This window comes from Aquicella lusitana, from assembly GCF_902459475.1.
Taxonomy (GTDB): Bacteria; Pseudomonadota; Gammaproteobacteria; order DSM-16500; family DSM-16500; genus Aquicella; species Aquicella lusitana.
The window spans coordinates 803,911-822,481 of sequence record NZ_LR699114.1 but is presented as its reverse complement, the minus strand read 5'-3'; the positions used below and the strand labels follow the sequence as shown (position 1 = coordinate 822,481).

Here is an 18,571-nt window from a genome sequence, read left to right as displayed (position 1 = left end):
TTTTGGAGAGGTGGCCGAGAGGCTGAAGGCGCTCCCCTGCTAAGGGAGTATGGGGCCAAAAGCTCCATCGAGGGTTCGAATCCCTCCCTCTCCGTTAAGTGGTACTGTTAAGAAGAAACCGACAGTACACTCGATAGGCAAAATGCTGGTTTCTAGAACGCGCCCGTAGCTCAGTTGGATAGAGTATCTGGCTACGAACCAGGTGGTCGGGAGTTCGAATCTCTCCGGGCGCGTGCTAAAAACCAGAAATAGCAAAACCACTACACGTGATTTTATTTCGGGCTAAAACCCCACTTAGCAATCACGCCGATGCGCCCGTAGCTCAGCTGGATAGAGTATCTGGCTTCGAACCAGGTGGTCGGGGGTTCGAATCCCTCCGGGCGCGATGAATAATTCATATCCAAAATGGTTAACCAACTCTCGGGTCTTTCGGGTCTTTCCCATTTCAGGGGGCACACCATTTACGAACACAGCACCCTAACACGTAACCGATAGTTTTCAAAGTTCCGAAACCCATATGCTCGTCGCTGTATTAATTTCATCTTCCGATGGAAGCCTTCCGTTATTCCATTGTTCTTTGTGAATCGCCACATACGTACCACCTCCTCACGCCATTGATAAAGTGTTTTGCCAAGCGTTACTAATCGTTTAAATGGACTCTGTTTCAATGCTGTAACCATTTTTAAAAATACTGGAATTAGCCGCTGGCAACGACTTTTGAACACTGTTTTTTTCATTAACAATCGATGCAAGCGCCGTTTAAAATGGTATATGGCAGCAGTTGCAGGATGCTCATTTAAATACTGATCACGCTTTTTCAATCTGTCTGAAGTGAGATTGTCTGGGTTAGTTCTGAGTGCTGCTAATAACCCTCGTTTATTTTTCATTTTGGGATCAATTTCCTGATAAGTCTGCATACACATATGGTGCATGAGTCGAATCACATGGAAGCGATCAGCAACGATTTTGGCATTAGGGAAATACTGATGCACGATACTTCGATATGTGCTACTTAAGTCAATACAGACGACTTTTACGCGATCTTTTCCGGGTAGTCGATCTAAATAGCTTGCCAAATCTTTTGCCGATCGACCTTTAACGATGTCGAATATTTTATGTTTTCTGAGATTACAAAACGTGGTGGCATAACCCTGTTTTTTACTAAAGAAATGCTCATCAATGCCAAGCACTGTTGGACAGTGTGTATTCCGATCGAAAGGACCATTAATTCCAGTCCGTAAGGGGACAATGATTCCGGTTTATTGGGACAACTTTACCAGTCACGACGGCATTATCTGTTAAACTTCATCGGTCTGTAAAGATTTTTGTTTTTTTCTAAGTGAATCGCCATCTAATTCCAATCTGATTGAGTTGTGAATTAATCTATCAAGGATAGCGTCTGCAAGAGTGGCATCATTCAAATGTTCATGCCAATGTGTGATTGGTAACTGACTGGTGATGATAGTTGATTTTCGTTGGTAGCGATCATCAAGTATTTCTAACAGATCGCGGCGTTGGTCATCGTCAGGAGTTGCTAATCCCCAATCATCTAAGATAAGAACATCAATTTTTGCTAGTTGTGCGAGCCAATTAGCATAGCTACCATTTGCTTTTGCGATTTTTAATTCATGCCAAAGACGTGGGAGTCGATAATAACGCGCAGACATGCCAATCAAGCAAGTCTTATGTGCAAGCGCGCAGGCAATATAAGTTTTGCCGCAACCCGTTGGCCCAGTAATCAGTAAGTTCAAGTGTTGTTGAATCCATTGCCCTCGGGCAAGTTCTTGTACGACAGTTTTGTTTAAATTGCGGGTATGTTTAAAATCAATGTCCTCGATGCAAGCCTGAGCTTTAAGTTTTGCTTGTGCAAGCCGTCTGTTTAAGCGGCGGTTTTCTCTCAAATACCATTCACGATCGATCAACAACCCTAAGCGAGCTTCAAAATCCAGATCAGGCATGGGTTTTTGTAATTGTTCACAAAAAGCTTCTGCCATTCCAGATAATTTTAGCGCTCTTAGTTTTTCTAACGTTGGTTGAGTTAACATCTTTTTATCTCCAGTTTTATTTGTAATAGTCAGAACCACGGATATTTCCATGCGACGAAATAACAGGCGTATTCGTCGAATGAGAATTGGGAACAGTATCAAGTTTGTTTTTTAATATTGCTTCGACTTGGCTGTAACGTGTTGCACCAGATTCATTGGCGATAGCGCAGGCTTTTTCAAGACGGTTTTCGCCATATCTTGAGCCTAGGCGAAGCACACCAAGGCAAGCGCGATAAGCTTGTTCTGGAAACGCGCGCGAGGCGATTAAGCGATCAATAAACTTCATCGTATGCGGGCCAATTTTATTTGCCCATCGCTTCATGCGGTCTGGCGACCATTCCGCATGTGCACGATGTGCAGGCGGCATGTGTTCCTTGATGGTGCTGTGTTTATACCGATGATAACTGCGTGGATGTGAAGCAATACGTTTTCTCTCATAAAAACACTCCACCGTGTTAGCTGTAGCACGGATCTCAACTTCATGATGAATATATTTATACGGCACGCTGTAATAATGATCGTCAAATACAAAATGATAATCGATATGAACTTTTGCGTGTTGCCATTCGGCGTATTGGTATTTTTCGGGTGGCAGTGGCTTTAGCGCTGATTTATCTATTTCTTCAAATAATGCCCGTCTTGATGTTTTCATTTTTTGAAAGGATTGATTGTTAAGGACAGCAAGACGAGGTTTGATGGCTGCGTTAATTTCAGCAATACTCGTAAAAGTGATATGCCGCATTGGCGCAAGAATTTGTCTTTCAACTATACCAACCGCATTTTCAACTTTTGCTTTGTCTTTTGCTTCATAAACACGCGCAGGAACAATGGCAAAACCATAATGCTCGCCCACATGCTGATAGTTTGCATTGATGTCGGGATCATAGCGGTGAGATTTTTTTACACCCGCTTTTAAATTGTCTGGTACAACGATTTCACTGACCCCGCCAAAATATTCCCACATTCTGACGTGTGATTGAATCCAATCAGGTATTTGCTGCGTGGCAGTTGCTTCAGCAAAAGTAAATTGTGATGCGCCTAAACAGCCTACAAAAATTTGTGCTTCATGAATTTCGCCTGTCCCTGGATCAATCCAAGGTACTGTCATGCCCGCATAGTCTACAAATGTTTTTTCACCACCTTTGTGTACTTGCCGCATGATGGGTGATGTCGCCTTGAGATAAGCTCGATAGTGGGTACAAAATTGGGAATAACCCAGGCCCTCCGGCTGAACATCGCGATATTCTCGCCAGAGTAGTTGTAAGGTCACGCCCTTTTTGCGTAGCTCTTTATAGACCCGTTCCCAATCAGGAAATGCCTTCTGTCTTGAGACCTTTACAGCAGATGGAAAAAGACGATTGTATAAATCTTCTTCTGTCATCGATTGCGGCAAAGGCCAATTAATTCCTGCTGCTTTCGCCCGTTCTAAGTATCTTGTAACGGTTGTCTTTCCAATATTTAAACTTCTTGCAATAACTCGATGGCTGCATTTTAACTCATGGTATTGCCTTAAAACTTCACTGATTTTACGCATACTTATATATCTCACGATTACTACCCCCTCGCTTTGAAAACAAGAGGATATTGTATAAAAAATAAACTATCGTGAGCTGGTAAGTAGCCCAATGACGCCGTAATCACTGGCCCAATGTCCCGTAACAGATGATCCAATACGGCCAGAACCAGTGGCCCAGAAAAATCAGAATGGATGGCCCAATGTTACCGGAATAGGTGGTCTAATAAGGTCGGAATACACAGGACAGTGTCGAACATCAATTTCTTTGTGAGCAAGCACATATTGCTGATGGTACCAGCGCTCAATGGTTGCTTTACCCATTTTAAAGTCACGAGCGAGAGACTGTTGCGAAACACCTTCCGTGTGTCGATGATAAAGGTGATTATGCAGGCGTTCTGTTGCTCGCTGATACTTATTGATACCAGGGAACTGCTGGTTAAAGTAACGCTGGCAGGTATGGCAATAGAGTTTATAAGCTTTAAAGCGCAACACTGTTTGTCTATGCCCTATCGGCTCATGACGAACACGCCGAATGAAGCTAGCCTTCTTGCGCACGTTCCTGCCATTACAAGCTGGGCATCGTGGTTTGTTTCGATAATGAACATCAATAATTATCGGGTTATGACCACTGACATTTTTGATGGTAAAGCCGGGTAAACTTAGGATAATATCCTTTTGGGGCATTTTTAATCTCCTTTTCCTTGTCCATTCAACAAGTAAGGTATGTTATTTACGATTAAAATGCCCCCTTATTTGGGGTAGAGCCCAACTCTCGCCTATTTCTTACATCCGCACACCAGTCTCATTAAGATAAACTAGTCCTAACCTAATCCGGCAAACAAAGTTTATAACTTGTACTTCGCCCCCCACCTTCATCTTTTAGCAATACTTTCCTTCCCAAGAGATCTGTAATATCTCTCAAAGCTGTATCCTGGGAACATTTAGCTATTTTAGCCCATTTAGATGAATTAAGTTTCCCTTCAAACCCATCTAATAAACGATTGATAAGCATACGCTGACGCTCATTAAAAGATTCTCCGCTATGTGCTCGCCAAAATGCTGCTTTTGTCAGCACAGTTTGCAAAACCAAATTTGAGGCTACAATGGCATGTTGCAGACAACGCAAATACCATTCTAACCACTCAGTGATATCCAAACTTCCTTTCTGGCAATTTTCTAACACTTGATAATACTCATTACGTTCGCATTGAATTTGCGCCGACATACTATAAAATCGCTGACGGCTATTTTCAGAACGTGCTAATAACATATCAGCCATTGCTCTTGCAATGCGCCCATTTCCATCATCAAAAGGATGAATTGTTACAAACCAAAAATGCGCGAGTGCCGATTTGATAACTAAGTCTATTTCTTGCGAGTGGTTAAACCACTTTAAAAAAACAGATATTTCTTTCTTCAACCGACTATAATCGGGCGCTTCATAATGCACCTTTTCACGACCATAAGGTCCTGAGACCACTTGCATAGGACCACTTTCTTTTGTGCGCCAACTGCCAACATGAATACGTTGAAATCCGCTTCTGCCCGTTGGGAATAAAGCCGCATGCCAGCCAAATAGCCGTTCCTCTGTTAAAGGCGCATTATAATGACATGTCGCATCTAACATAATTTCAACGATACCATCGACATGTCTATCTATCTGACGAGCAGCACCAATATCCATTCCCAATTTTTTGGCAATGGATGATCGCACCTGTTCTGTATCGAGCTTTTCCCCTTCGATTTCACTGGTTTTTATGACATCTTGCGTTAGCGTAGCTAATGTAGCCTCTTCTCGCAATTGAAAACCAATACCATCCATCCAGCCCAGCAAGCGTCCTTGCTTATAGCGAACATCAGCCAGCAGTTCAGCTAATCTAGCATGATCCCATTGAAATTTAGGCCATTTTTTATGTTCGTAGATGTACATATAATCTCCGCATTTAATAAGGAGATTATAGTCAATATTCGCCGCATATACAATTATATTCACCGCAAGTATTGCATAGATTAATATGGATATTCACCGCATACTAATCCAAAAGTGTAGGGAAATTGTCACGTAACTCTCTCAGATTCATACCAATTTCCCTGGGTTTATCGAAGTTTTGCTGATGCAAAATTGCCACAAGGTATTGATTTTAATTTAATTTTAAATCCACCACTACTGGCTTCGAACCAGGTGGTCGGGGGTTCGAATCCCTCCGGGCGCGATTATTTAATCAAGCACTTCTATCTAGATTTTGCCTCATCCCAACTCCTAACAATGTACCAAAACTGTACCAGAATTTGGTATAGTCGATTTTTTTGTTAAATTTATTCATAAGCTTATGCAAAAAATTTAACAAAAAACCAACTAGTCTCGAATCCGTTAAAATAAAATTATCAAGAAGAGTTTATATGGAATATTGCTGGTTATCAGGAGAGCGTTCATCAAACTGTGTCAGTCCGAAATCATCTCAGCTCTAAATTTAAGCGACCGTCAAAATAAATCTGGAGCTAGGATGCTATCAACGCCCAATTATGCATAGGCTGATTCCATTTTTCCATGATCTTTTGACCGCATTAAAAGCCATAGCTCGAGACACAACCAGTACATATAGAATTCGTTATTTGACACCAGAACGGGGAGACGTACTTACATTTTAGCTATTAAGGCACTTTGATTTCTAGCAAATACTCACCATCAGAATCCTTTCCAATTACTACATATTGCTTTCCATCTTTTTCAACTTTTTTTAATTTATTTATTTCTATTTTTTTTGAATTAGAAATAAATAAAGGTGACTTTTCATTTATGATTACACACCGTCCTTGTTGCATGATACCTGATTGGATATATTGTTTCCGCGATCCAAACAAAGGTGCTTTTGGTTTTCCTGTGATACGATTTCCTTATTAAATGAAATCACTTGGTCAACAGTAATTAAGCTTACTTTGGAAGAAGCCATCTACTTCAGTTTCTCTAGCATATGGGCATGCTTTTTCATCATTTTCTTTGCGATTTCAGATGCTTGTTTGTCACTAGCGGTTACTGTTTCTACAGGCACCAATTTATGTTCAGTTGTTATAAAATGTCTTACAGCCATATTTATAAGCCTTGATTTGTTAAAACCCGGATTTTTAGATAACCACTCACTCATAGGATCAATTAAGTCTTGATCCTGCTGGTAGCTGGTTGTATTTCTGGATTTTAATTTCATAGCTAAGCCCTCACTTACACCTATATTACATTGTAATACATTGTAATATAATTTCAAGAATAATCCCAATGTACCAGAATTGTACCAGGCCTCCATTGGAAATCAGGTAATTTCATTAGGTTTCCATCGGTTTTCCATATGCTAATACTCCGTAAGGCATTGATTTATTGTTAAATTTAAATTACCATGCCGCACTTCGAACCAGAGTGGTCGGGGATCGAATCCCTCCGGGCGCAATCAATAACCCCGTAAAATCAGTTAGCGATATCATTTCCCCTGACTCCACCAACCTCGATCAATTATTTTCCAGTAAATTCAGGTTTATTTTTGTTGAGAAATCCATTCACCCCAATTTTAAAATCCGATGTTATGCTGCAAGCTTCAAATGCCCTGCCTTCGCGTTCAAGTTGCTTTTCAAGATCAAATTGCCAGCTTTCATTGATCAGACGCTTTACACGTGCGTAAGATTGGGTAGGACCATTTGCCAGACGCTTGAGCAGGCGTTCCGTTTCTTCTGTTAATTTGTCGGCAGGCACTACCCAATTAATTAGTCCATATGCTTGAGCCGTGTGAGCGTCGAAAATATCAGATAGCAAGAGCCATTCCATCGCTTTTTTAACACCAACTAAACGTGGCAAATTGAATGAGGCACCGCCATCCGGGCTGATACCAATGCCGGTATAGGCTAATGTAAATTTGGTTTTTTCTGCCGCTATTGCCAGATCGCAAGCCATCATCAAGCTCACACCTACGCCAGCAACGGAGCCATGTACGCTTGCTACCACAGGTTTAGGCATATGCATCAGATTAATAATAGAGGCGTTGAGTGTACGCACAATTTTCATGACCCCGGCTGGCATGGTATTCAGTCGTTCATGAAAAAATTGCAAATCGCCTCCTGCCATAAATAATTGACCTGCTCCATTTAAAAGCACGGCCCGAATGTCAGGATTAGCTCTCACTTCTTCAGTGATGCTCTCCAATTCATCCGCCATTTGCTTGTCAAATGAATTCATTACTGCTGGGCGGTTGAAAGTGATTCGGGCAATATGGTCATTTACCGAGAATAGCAATGTATCTGACATTGTCTTCCTTTCCTTGCATTTAAATAATCCAACACAATGATAATACAAAATAATATGAAGTTCAGCGACTTTAACGCAAATTATTTAATCAAGCCTATAATTATATAAATGCTGTAAAAAATACCGAACGGGGAATCAGACATGATATCGGCTAATGGAATTGAAATTGCAAGGCAAGAAGTAGAACGCTTGCAAAATGAAATAAATTTTCTTGAGAGGCAAAAAGAAATTTTGCTTGTCTCATATAACAGTTTAAAATCCAGCAATCCCCAAAAGCCGGATGAAAAGCGAAAAGAAAGAATCGAATTTATAAAAACTACATTGCCCTGAGCAAAAGTCATCCTGGCTTGGCTGCTTTGATCATCGAATCTCAACTTACCGAAGAATTAACGGCCATGCAAAAAACCATGAAGGGAGTATTGCCTAGTTTAGATGTAGAAGAAAGAAAAGCATACGATCAAGAAATTTCACATTTGGATTACGAAAAGAACACGAGGGAGATAAATAATAGAGACTTTCAAGAAGAAATCAAATCAGTAAATGCGGCAAAAGCACAGCGCGATAAGATATTCAATGCCAAAATAGCCGAACTAAAAACAATGATGGTTTTGTTGCAAAAACCGTATGCTGTGCGGTCAAGAAAAGAGAAAAAGCAATTTTTAAAAGATTATCAGACACTAACGCCCGAATACCAGCATAAGCTGCTGAAATTTCAGTCTGTGAATGATTTGGTAGAGCTTAGAAAGAACAGAAAAATCCAGAAATCTGAAATCTTCCAAAAAAATATTGCCAAGTTACTAAAAAGCAAACAATTTGACCATCTCGACGATGAGAAAAAATCTTTCATGAAGTTATACATCGTATTAGACGTTAAAAATAAAAATGACGTCCTATCAACACAAAAAGACAGCGCAAAAAAATCCCTCTTTTCTGATAAATTCTTATTGCGCCGAGATAATACCGCTCAATTTTTCATAAAACGAGAAAGTCAGAAAAAGCGAAACAATGCCATCGAATATGGCTACTATGGGAATTTAAATGCGGAACAACGAAGTCGTTTTATTGATAAATATCTGGATATGAAAAAAGAAGATAAAATAATGGTACTTAATTCACAGTACAAATCTGACAGAGAAAAAATATTGCATGATCTAAACGAGAAAGGATTAAAATCTGAAGTAAAATTTATTTCTCAATATGAAAAAAAATCCATTTCGCAGATGCAAAATATCGTAAAATCGGCATCTAAACTCGATCTTAAGAAGAAAATGAATGCGTTTATCAGAAGCTACGTTAAATTGGATCCAGAGCATAAAAAACAGGTACTCGATTCCATTAGCGAAAAGGATATCGATGCAATATACAGTTATTTCAGGCGGCAATATTACCCTGGTGAAAAGACACCTCCCTATGGACGAGATGGTTATCGATTTATTGATGAATTCCGAACTAAAAAAGAATTAGACAAACTCTTTATGCTAGATATAGCAAAGTTAGAAACAACTGAGGACCAGCTGAAAACAATGCAGCGATTATCAAAACACTATGAAGTCTTTGGTTTAGAAACAAATACAAAAGCTTTGCTTCAGAAAAAATTAACAGAAATGTGCGATCGCATATTCTACCAGTTGATGAACAAACCATATAATACATTAGATAAAAATGAAAAATCTCTCCTGATCTACACATATGTTTATTCAAATGAGCAGCAAAGAGCAGCCTTGATGATCAGCCAATCAACAGAAGAGAAAAAAGAAATATACAAAATTCTCAGCGAGAATCACTTCGCGGCAAGCTTTACAGATGCAGCTTTATTGCTACTCCCTTCTATTCAAAAAGCACCTACTTTATCGCCTGCCCTCGTCTCACCGGTCAGCACGCACCATGCATCATTTTTTAACAACGCTGAGAACGCATCTGAAGAAAAAGGGCCCCAGCCCACAACCCGGCCCAGGCGCAATAGCAGATCTTAGTATTTATGCTTAACGATAAAATTTAATCTGGAGTAACGAATGTTTTGTATAGTCGTTTCTGAATAATAATCAAAACTGCACGATAGCATATGGGTCACTCCCCTTTTCTATCCCAGATGAGAAGATTTTTAATCCATCGCCCATGATTGAGAAGAACTAGCGATGCCAGGATGAAACCGCATCCTGAAATAACAGGATAAGTCAATTTTTCCTGCAGAAAAATTACGCCCGAGACGATCCCTGTAAACGTCATCAGATAAGTAATCATCGAAGCTGTTATCGCGCTAGTGCGCTGTATTAACAGGCAATAAAGATAAAGGCTCAATCCCGAACCGATGATCCCCAACCAGCATAAGGCGGCTACCTGGAGCAAATTCTGTGGTATGTGCCAGTGGAATATTTCTCCTTTTATTGATTTGTATAACAGCATCGCTAAAACGGAGACAACAGCAGCGGCCGCCGCTACTTGAATGGGATCACTTGATTTTGTGCGTGCTTTAGCATAGTTAGCTGCGACCGCATAAGAAACACTTGCCATGATTAAAGCAAAAAGATCCACTTCAATTTTCTCATTCCATCTATAATCCATATTTATCACCACCACTCCTGCCAACCCGAGGAGAGTACTGAGTAAATTAAAAAAATGGAACCGCTGTCCTGATGAATAAAAAATCATACCGAGTAGAAATGTAAATAATGGGGTTAATCCATTTATGATGGACGCCAATGAACTGGACACAGTTTTTTCAGCCACCACAATCAAATAAAATGGAATGGCAATATTCATCAAGCCCATCACAACTCCTTCTTTTATTAATACACCAGACTGGGCTGTTTTTATTTTCTGATGTTTGATTAACACAAATAAAAATAATGCACCCAGTGCCATCCGGTAAATAATAATGTCTTCAGGGGTTAACGATACCAGCAGCAATTTGACAAGAAACAGCGAAATACCCCATCCTAATGTGCCTAAAAAAATAAAACATAATCCATTTACCATAGCGGATTTCCTTTTAAAATCTGTTTTAAATGACTTAGCAGAAGAGGAAACTTGGAATAACCGGATACAGTATTAAAATGCCCTGCTTGTGAAACAATAATTTTTCTTGCTCCTAACTGTTCAGCTATCCAGTGGAACTGCTTCTTAGTGACATAGGGATCATTATCACCATAATAAGATATAAAAGAATGACTGCATTTTTTAATACCTTGCCAATCAAAGGCATCGTTAAAAAAGCTCTGATTTATTTCGTCAAATTCATTAAGTCCTACCTTGCCTATAAATGCACCTACCAAGATGGCAACGGCAATTTTGCGTGCCGACTGTGCCATCCAGCGTAAAATAAAAGCAGCGCCCAAGCTGTGCCCGATAAGAATTGTCTGCTCGTGAACAAGATGCGAATATGAATGGTTAAATAACCTTAACCAATGCGACAGGCTTTGCTCTTGGGGTGTAGGCAGATGTGGCACATAGCTGGCTATCCCCTGTTGGTTAAGCCTGTTTTTTAACCAGCCAAACCAGTTTTCCTCCGGATAGCCATAAGCACCGTGAACAACAATGACATTCGGATCCTTCATTTGTTTATTCCTTTCGTGAATATGATGTTTAAAGCCAATTTCCAAAATGGGGTTATGCTGCCTTAACATTTTAAGAATTAAAAATGATGTCGTGATCAATATGATCCAGTGCGTGAACCAGACTTTCATAACAGTCATCTTTGATGATGACATGCCCCAGCCTTTTCAAAGCCTTGGGAAAGGCCGGAATAGGATCGCCAGGACCATAGTACAAAACAAACTCCTCTATTTTATATTTAGTAAGGATCTCCCTGCCGGTTACTGAAGCATAGCTTTCTATTTCAGGCCGATAAAAAAAACGGATACCAGCAAAATGGCTATTCATTTGCGGCAACGGCAGAGATTCACCCAAATATGCCGCATAGACATAATCAAAATAATTGATTTCACGTGCCAGGTTGATCAAGTCGCCAATTTTATCACCCGCCAACCGTGCTGCGATTTCCATCAGCACCGGTTTCCCTTCTTTATTCAGCCTAACTTCAGCATGAAAGGGGCAATGGTTTGCCCCCAAGTGATGAAGCACATCTTCCACATAATTTTCTATACGCTTTTTTAGCCCGGCTTCTACAGGCACATTAACAATATGACCTGTTTCAACAAACTCCAATTGATCAGACACATTTTTTTCTGTCAGACTGAAATGATAAATGCGGCCATATTGAACAATACCTTCAACGCTATATTCTTTTCCTTCTATATATTCTTCGTACAAGACATGCCTAGCTAACGGATAACCCCAAAGTACATCATGCCCTTCCAGAATACGCAAAGCAGCCGTAGTGGCTTCTTCCTTCGTACTAACTCGTCTGACATTAACACTGCCTGCCGCGTCGATGGGCTTGCAAATAGCCGGCAAGCCAATCGAATCTATCGCCTTCCCGAGATCTGACATGGAATTGACCAGGCTGAAGCGTGGCACCTGTATACCAGCAGCTTGAAGTGCCTGGCGCATCAGGTCCTTACGCCTCAAGCGCATCACATACGTAGGATGCATGCCCGGCAAACCGAGAGACAGGCTGGCGCGCGCAGCGACAGGAACAAAGTATTCAAATCCGGGTATGACAGCATGGATAGGAAAGATGTTGCGCAAGCTCTCCATCACAGCAATCACTTCTGCTGTTTTGATTGTATCAATACAAATAGCCAAGGATGCCTTTTCTAATATCGCGTGGGATAACTGGCGGAAATCCGTATTGGCGGTCAAAATAATGATGTTGAATCCACGGGATAATCCGTGCTTAAGCAGCGAGAGAGATGCACCATAGGGTTCTACAAATACAATGGTTTGAGCATGCCAATTAAAGTGTTCATATTTGTTTTTAACAGCTGCCAAAAAATCCGTATGCTGATCAAATGCAATCAAATGAGATGTCATGGTTTATTATCCTTGTTTTTTTCGCAGCAAATAAACTGGTTCAAACAAACAATAAGCATGCTCATGCGGATAAAATATTTCCTCAATCGTAAAATACTTTTCTGCTATTGCTTCGAACAGAGATTGTGGCGGACAACAGAAACGGCTGTTACACAATTGAAACCGATCAACAAAATCAAGTTCCGGTTTAAACTGGGCCAACCTGTCTTTTCCGATACGGGATATGGTTTGTTGCCATCCCATACGATAAGAGGGTTTATCAAAGCAAATAAAATTCAGGCAGCTCGCAAGGTCAAACGTTGATTTAATTAAGCCTGTTTGATAAGCATGCCATACATCCTCCACTTCTTGATCAATCAATTCATCATCCGGTTTGACAAGCAAATGACAAATAAAGATGCCTTCTTTATTCAATAGTTGCCAGATCCGACTAAGGAATAATGGAAACTCATCCCAACTCACCATATTAATAGCATCATCACCCACTACCAGATCCACCGGATCAGTAAGGGCCACTGTCAGCCAGTTTTGTTTGCTGAATTGTTCATTGGGGGCAAGCGGTTTTTTCGCAGCCGTTAACCAGCCCATGGCCCTGACCATTTCCTCCGATTGATCAATCAAGGTGACGGGACGGTGCTCAGCCTGAAAGATATCCCTGATTTCTGGCGTGCCACCGAGGATCACACATGATTTTTGCGCAGCAAGCGAATGAATGTGCTGCCTATAATAGGAAAGCGTACTTGGCACCGGCCGTACTGTGTAGCCTTTATATTTTTCCCATTCGCTTGCAATATGTTTTTCACTGGAAGTTAACATATAGTCCATAAGTACCTCCTAAGCGGCTTGTTTGGTCATAAAAGATGACAACAAGCTGTTGTAATATTTCTCAGCTGATTCAAGCCGCAGGTAAAATCCCAACCAGAAGTCACGTGTCTTATGTGGGTTTTTGTTTAATTCAGGCAAGATCACTTTTTGCAGCCAACCATCTGCGTGTTCAATATCAATAATTTCATGCTCGACATAGTAGGTATGATCAATCTTTTGATTAAAAATGCGGTTGATGGCTTTTATCAATTTATGATAATGGGGTGGATCCAGCATCTCAGTTGCTGCCAGCAAACCGAAGTATTTCATCTTATTGAATGGGTAGATCGAAAAATAGCTGAACAAATTAATACCGGCCAATCCCTCCCAAGTCATATTTTCAATAATGTTTTGCCGGTCATAACGCAGGCCCAGATCTTCCATCAGTTTTTTAAACAGTGTGGTGTGAAACTGTTGAATATTACCCCGGCCAGCTTCATCCCATAAGTTAGCAGCAATTTCAGATTTTGCCTGATCAGGCACACCGATAATGGATAGTGCCAGGTAATCAAAAAATTCCAGGTTTAGCACTGATTCACTGAGAATGAATTTTTTTAAATCCTCCATTCCAGCTTCATGGAGAAGAAAATCGAATAGTTTATGTTGATAAACACGGTGTTTTTTTAACGCCGCAGCAACTACTTCTCCATTGCTTACCTCTTGATCGCATGGATAATATTGCAGACAATCCCGCTGCGCCGACTCAATCCATGCGGTTTCAATTTTTTTTAGCTGACTCAGTGTTGACAGATCAAGCGCTGTAGATGCATCCTCCCCGAACAATAGGGTGTAATACATCTGATTAAGCAGCCGCTGAAAATACTTTGATTGAGCTTCATCATGGTTTTGCAATGATACGATTGATAAATTTTTTATAGATTGTTGCATAGTAAAAATCCTTTTAAAAAAGATGGATCGATTCAACGAAATGAAGAAAAAAGAGTGGATAGAAAATCAGCGCGAAAATGCGCGCGTGCATGTCTTATGAAAGATGGAAGGGATGAGGTAGAATTAAGATGTGAAAATTAGCTTTTCATCATAGTGCAACAGGAGCGAATAATTTGTCAATAGGGCGACGTTAACAAGCCGGCTCAAAATAATCGATAATCAATTGTACCGTTTGTCTGCCTTTATATTCATTCACATCCAGCCGGTAAGCAGCGCGTATGGATTGGCAGCGGTGATTAGGCCATGCATTGGTATCCACAAAAAAGGCGATGGCATCAATCAATTTTTCAGCTTTAAGCAAGCGCAGCTTTAAATGTTTCTCAGCTACCAGACGCTGATCGACAATTTGAAACGTATCATCAAAAAGCGGCTCTGGAAACACTTGTCCCCATGGGCCCGCATCACGCAACAAAGCAGCCACTTCCAAGGAAATATCTTCTGCACAGAGTTCGCCATCACTAAAAAGTGCATGCTGTAAATCGATATCAGCGATTTGCTGGCTCACTGTTTCATTGAATGCTTTGGTGAATGGTTCCAACGCATGACTGGCGATGGTCAAACCTGCCGCCATCGCATGGCCGCCAAATTTGTGAATAAGCCCCGGATACTGCGCATCAATCAGCGCCAAGATGTCACGAATATGCAATCCTGCGATTGATCGCGCCGAACCTTTAAGCTCATTTTCCTGACCCGGTGCGAAAACAATGACAGGCCGGTTAAACCGATCCTTGATGCGTGCAGCAAGAATGCCGATCACGCCCTGATGCCATGATGTATCGAAGAGGCACAAACCGTTTGGCAGCTCTCCCTGCAACCGCAAAATCAATTTATTAAGCGCTTCCAATGCCTGCGTCTGCATATCCTGCTCTATACTTTTGCGTTCATTATTTAGCTGATCCAGTCTGCGTGCAATATCACGTGCACGCGCACCGTCATCACATAATAAACACTCAATACCCAGCGACATATCATCCAACCGCCCTGCTGCATTCAGGCGTGCCGCTACGGCAAAACCAAGATCTGAAGCCACGGCTCGCGTGAAGTTGCGGTCAGATAATTCCAATAGCGCGACAATACCCGGAACAGAGAGACCAGCACGAATACGCCGCAGACCCTGATGAATCAGAATGCGATTGTTATGATCAAGCGGAACAAGGTCTGCCACGGTCCCTAACGCGACGAGATCAAGCAAGCGTGACATATTGGGTTCAGCCAGTTGTTTTTTTGCAAACCAGCCTATCGTTGAGAGATGTCGGCGCAGCGCGAGCATGACATAAAAAATAACGCCTACGCCGGCAAGATGTTTGCTGGGAAAGTTATCACCGCGTTGATTAGGATTAACAATCGCATCCGCCGCCGGCAACGTCGCAGCGGGCAAGTGATGATCGGTAATAATCACCCGGATCCCACGCTGTTTTGCTGCCTCCACTCCCGCATGATTGGCAATGCCGTTATCAACCGTCACGATCACGTCAGGCGCAAAATCCTCCGCTGCAGTAATCAGCTCCGGCGTAAGACCATAGCCGTAAGCAAAGCGATTTGGCACAAGAAATTGCACATGTTGCGCGCCAAAGCTGCGCAAGGCACGTACCGCAAGAGCGGTGCTGGTTGCGCCATCCGCATCAAAGTCACCTACAATCAGTATCTTTTGATTCTGCATCACGGCTTCAGCCATCAGGTTCACCGCCTTTTCGATACCGATCAATGTATGGTAGGGATGCAGACAATCGAGCGCGTGGTTTAATTCATGCGCAGACTGAACTTGCCTTGCCGCATAAACTCTTTGTAATACGGGATGAAACGCATGAAGCGAAGCAATAACATGCGCCGGATAGCTCCGTCTGATAATATTTTTTTTCATTTATATTCTTCCGCAGGAGGGGAATAATGAATACCAAGTTTTTATTGAAACGCAGTCTGTTGCTGTGCCGCCCGTAAAATTTTTTTATTGTAGGATTCAACCGCCCCCACGCTCCAGATACAGCAGATGACCCAGAATAACGCAATCGGGTAAAAAAGTTTGCTGCTCACTACCACAAAACCCACGGCAATCATGGTAAAACCACCCCAAAAAGACGCATAAAGCAACCCAACTGGCCCAAAAAAAGCGCTAAGTAAAAGAGCCCCTGCTACACTTTTGTAAGGAGGGAGCGAAGTAAATGGTTGTGTTGATATCTTGACCATATGCAATCCTTGTTGAGGTATTAAAGCATTTAATTTGGTAACATAATCACCCTGGTGGTAGCTGTCAATTTATTCAGTCACTTAATCATGGGGGAACAGATGGCCACATTAGAGCTCGATGAAAACCAGGCAGGCTATCAAATCCGAGCCTTCAAACCGGGCCTGATTCAGGTTAATGATATTACATTCACGCAAAGTATTATCATTTCGCCTGACCAGTTGATAGAAAATTGGGCACCACAAACAGCCGCTGCGTTATCTGCCCACGCTCTCCAGCTGGCTGTTGCCTTAAAGCCAGACATTTTATTAATTGGTACTGGGGCAACCCATGTCTTTCTTCCAGTTGAAATATATGGCGAATTAATAAACCAGGGAATTGGCGTTGAGATTATGGATACCAGTGCAGCTTGCCGAACTTATAACGTTCTTTCAGCGGAAAATCGCCGTGTCGTCGCAGCATTAATTATTCAATAAAGATTATCTACTCTGCTACAGGGAAATCCCAACCATCACACTCGCTTGGGGAAAATTCTGGCGAGTTTTACTCGATTTTCTTTTACTTGTACAATTTCGATAGGATGATCCGCAATTAAAACAGCTGTTCCGCTGCGTGGCAGGGTTTCAAGGTACTCAACTATCAACCCATTCAACGTTCGCGGACCTCGTAATGGTAAATCCCATTCTGTAGCGCGATTAAATTCGCGCACTGTGACGGTACCCTCTGTCAGATAACTTCCGTCAGGCTGCAATTCAATGCGTTTTCCTGCAGAAACGCTTGACGTAAAATCGCCTACTATTTCTTCCAGAATATCATTCAGTGTCAGCATCCCCTGAATTTCACCGTATTCGTCCACAACAAATGCCATCTTGTGATGGCTTTGTTGAAAATAAGCCAGCTGAATATTTAACGGTGTTCCTTCTGGTACAAAATAAGGCGGTTGTATCAGTTGCTGCAGCACTTCATTATCCATCGTGTTCTGCGCAAGAAGTGGCTGCAATACGCTGCGAACATAGAGAACACCCACCAGTTGATCCACATTGCCGCGGTAAACAGGTGCGCCTTCATGATGTATACGATTAATCTGTTCAACCATTTTTTCCCATGGCTGCTCGATGTCTATGCCCATAATTTCATGCCGTGGGATCATGACATCATCTACAGTGAGTTTGCTTAAATCCAGAATGCTGAGCAGCATGTTTTGGTATTGACGGGAAATTTTTCCTGTTGTATCGTAAACAACGCTGCGTAATTCTTCTCTTGAAAGCGGTTCAACAGAATGTGTACCCACGCGAATATGCATACAACGTAAAAAACCATTGCTAATCGTATTTGCAAACCAAACCATTGGATATAATAATTTAAGCACAAGATGAATGGGATACAGAACCCAGCGGGAAACCCGGTCAGGATAAATAGCTGCAAGGGTTTTAGGTGTGATTTCCGCAAAAATCAGAATCACAAATGTTAGCAGGAACGCTGCAAGCAACGCACCATTGTCGCCCCAAAAATGAAATGCGATTAACGTTGCAAGCGAAGAGGCCAGCACATTGGCAAACGTACTGCCAATGAGAATGGCTCCCAGCAATCGGTCTGGACGCTTAAGTAATTGTAACAAATGGATGGCATAGCGCTTTTTCATGCGTGCCTTGTGGCGAAGGCGATAGCGGTTGACTGCCATCAGGGCTGTTTCTGCACAGGAAAAAAAGGCGGCAAGCAAAACCAGTGAAATAAGTAAAAAACTAAAAAAAATAATCTGAAAATGGCTCAACGGATATCCTTAATTGGTCATAAAA

General features: G+C 41.7%; 19 protein-coding genes and 3 tRNA genes. 6 read left to right on the top strand and 16 right to left on the bottom strand.

Going from position 1 to position 18,571, the window contains the following annotated elements:
• Positions 1 to 4: 4 nt before the first annotated feature.
• The 3 genes from AQUSIP_RS03865 to AQUSIP_RS03855 all read left to right on the top strand — a co-directional run bounded on the left by AQUSIP_RS03865 (position 5) and on the right by AQUSIP_RS03855 (position 385).
• Positions 5 to 94: transfer RNA gene (locus AQUSIP_RS03865), tRNA-Ser, on the top strand.
• 65 nt (positions 95 to 159) lie between these two features.
• Positions 160 to 233 (top strand) — tRNA-Arg (locus AQUSIP_RS03860).
• A 78-nt stretch (positions 234 to 311) separates the two neighbouring features.
• Positions 312 to 385: transfer RNA gene (locus AQUSIP_RS03855), tRNA-Arg, on the top strand.
• Positions 386 to 461: 76 nt separating this feature from the next.
• Here the strand turns inward: AQUSIP_RS03855 and AQUSIP_RS03850 are convergent.
• The 8 genes from AQUSIP_RS03850 to AQUSIP_RS03820 form a co-directional block, all read right to left on the bottom strand.
• Positions 462 to 1,253 carry an ISL3 family transposase gene (locus AQUSIP_RS03850; protein WP_332066536.1) on the bottom strand — a complete coding sequence of 264 codons (792 nt, stop codon included), beginning with the start codon at positions 1,251 to 1,253 and terminating at the stop codon, positions 462 to 464.
• A gap of 45 nt (positions 1,254 to 1,298) precedes the next feature.
• The gene (istB, locus tag AQUSIP_RS03845) at positions 1,299 to 2,045 is read right to left on the bottom strand and encodes an IS21-like element helper ATPase IstB (RefSeq protein ID WP_114835531.1); all 747 of its coding nucleotides are present in this window, start codon (positions 2,043 to 2,045) and stop codon (positions 1,299 to 1,301) included.
• 16 nt (positions 2,046 to 2,061) lie between these two features.
• Positions 2,062 to 3,579 carry an IS21 family transposase gene (gene istA / locus AQUSIP_RS03840; RefSeq protein ID WP_170131899.1) on the bottom strand — a complete coding sequence of 506 codons (1,518 nt, stop codon included), beginning with the start codon at positions 3,577 to 3,579 and terminating at the stop codon, positions 2,062 to 2,064.
• 165 nt (positions 3,580 to 3,744) lie between these two features.
• Positions 3,745 to 4,245: a transposase family protein gene (locus AQUSIP_RS03835; protein WP_148326084.1), complete on the bottom strand. Its 501-nt coding sequence runs from the start codon at positions 4,243 to 4,245 to the stop codon at positions 3,745 to 3,747.
• Between the two features lie 142 nt (positions 4,246 to 4,387).
• Entirely contained in the window at positions 4,388 to 5,491 is a 1,104-nt protein-coding gene (locus AQUSIP_RS03830) for a Fic family protein (protein ID WP_114834191.1), read from the bottom strand.
• A gap of 722 nt (positions 5,492 to 6,213) precedes the next feature.
• Positions 6,214 to 6,384 (bottom strand): hypothetical protein, encoded by a 171-nt coding sequence (locus tag AQUSIP_RS12320; protein ID WP_170131781.1) that lies wholly within the window; start codon positions 6,382 to 6,384, stop codon positions 6,214 to 6,216.
• A gap of 128 nt (positions 6,385 to 6,512) precedes the next feature.
• Positions 6,513 to 6,764: a hypothetical protein gene (locus AQUSIP_RS03825; protein ID WP_147277481.1), complete on the bottom strand. Its 252-nt coding sequence runs from the start codon at positions 6,762 to 6,764 to the stop codon at positions 6,513 to 6,515.
• Between the two features lie 299 nt (positions 6,765 to 7,063).
• A complete protein-coding gene (locus AQUSIP_RS03820; protein WP_114834188.1) occupies positions 7,064 to 7,849 on the bottom strand; it encodes an enoyl-CoA hydratase/isomerase family protein in 786 nt (261 codons plus the stop codon).
• A 141-nt stretch (positions 7,850 to 7,990) separates the two neighbouring features.
• On the opposite strand from AQUSIP_RS03820, the gene AQUSIP_RS03815 reads away from it, so the two are divergent.
• A complete protein-coding gene (locus AQUSIP_RS03815) occupies positions 7,991 to 8,179 on the top strand; it encodes a hypothetical protein (RefSeq protein WP_114834187.1) in 189 nt (62 codons plus the stop codon).
• A 65-nt stretch (positions 8,180 to 8,244) separates the two neighbouring features.
• Positions 8,245 to 9,822 (top strand): hypothetical protein, encoded by a 1,578-nt coding sequence (locus tag AQUSIP_RS03810; RefSeq protein WP_114834186.1) that lies wholly within the window; start codon positions 8,245 to 8,247, stop codon positions 9,820 to 9,822.
• A 94-nt stretch (positions 9,823 to 9,916) separates the two neighbouring features.
• Here the strand turns inward: AQUSIP_RS03810 and AQUSIP_RS03805 are convergent, their stop codons facing one another.
• The 7 genes from AQUSIP_RS03805 to AQUSIP_RS03775 all read right to left on the bottom strand — a co-directional run bounded on the left by AQUSIP_RS03805 (position 9,917) and on the right by AQUSIP_RS03775 (position 16,777).
• The gene (locus AQUSIP_RS03805) at positions 9,917 to 10,825 is read right to left on the bottom strand and encodes a DMT family transporter (protein WP_114834185.1); all 909 of its coding nucleotides are present in this window, start codon (positions 10,823 to 10,825) and stop codon (positions 9,917 to 9,919) included.
• Entirely contained in the window at positions 10,819 to 11,403 is a 585-nt protein-coding gene (locus AQUSIP_RS03800) for an RBBP9/YdeN family alpha/beta hydrolase (protein WP_232058627.1), read from the bottom strand. Before AQUSIP_RS03800 ends, AQUSIP_RS03805 begins: the two co-directional genes overlap by 7 nt.
• A 70-nt stretch (positions 11,404 to 11,473) precedes the next feature.
• Positions 11,474 to 12,781, bottom strand: coding sequence for an ATP-grasp domain-containing protein (locus AQUSIP_RS03795; protein ID WP_114834184.1), 1,308 nt, complete (start codon positions 12,779 to 12,781; stop codon positions 11,474 to 11,476).
• Positions 12,782 to 12,787: 6 nt separating this feature from the next.
• The gene (locus tag AQUSIP_RS03790; RefSeq protein WP_114834183.1) at positions 12,788 to 13,606 is read right to left on the bottom strand and encodes a class I SAM-dependent methyltransferase; all 819 of its coding nucleotides are present in this window, start codon (positions 13,604 to 13,606) and stop codon (positions 12,788 to 12,790) included.
• A gap of 9 nt (positions 13,607 to 13,615) precedes the next feature.
• Positions 13,616 to 14,533 (bottom strand): iron-containing redox enzyme family protein, encoded by a 918-nt coding sequence (locus AQUSIP_RS03785; protein ID WP_114834182.1) that lies wholly within the window; start codon positions 14,531 to 14,533, stop codon positions 13,616 to 13,618.
• 190 nt (positions 14,534 to 14,723) lie between these two features.
• A complete protein-coding gene (gene recJ / locus AQUSIP_RS03780; RefSeq protein WP_114834181.1) occupies positions 14,724 to 16,454 on the bottom strand; it encodes a single-stranded-DNA-specific exonuclease RecJ in 1,731 nt (576 codons plus the stop codon).
• A gap of 41 nt (positions 16,455 to 16,495) precedes the next feature.
• A complete protein-coding gene (locus AQUSIP_RS03775) occupies positions 16,496 to 16,777 on the bottom strand; it encodes a hypothetical protein (RefSeq protein ID WP_114834180.1) in 282 nt (93 codons plus the stop codon).
• Between the two features lie 99 nt (positions 16,778 to 16,876).
• Between AQUSIP_RS03775 and AQUSIP_RS03770 the strand changes: the two genes are divergently transcribed.
• Positions 16,877 to 17,251, top strand: a complete 375-nt coding sequence (locus tag AQUSIP_RS03770; protein ID WP_170131780.1) for an Mth938-like domain-containing protein — start codon at positions 16,877 to 16,879, stop codon at positions 17,249 to 17,251.
• Between the two features lie 35 nt (positions 17,252 to 17,286).
• Here the strand turns inward: AQUSIP_RS03770 and AQUSIP_RS03765 are convergent, their stop codons facing one another.
• Positions 17,287 to 18,546 (bottom strand): HlyC/CorC family transporter, encoded by a 1,260-nt coding sequence (locus tag AQUSIP_RS03765; RefSeq protein WP_197737820.1) that lies wholly within the window; start codon positions 18,544 to 18,546, stop codon positions 17,287 to 17,289.
• Positions 18,547 to 18,571 lie beyond the last annotated feature (25 nt).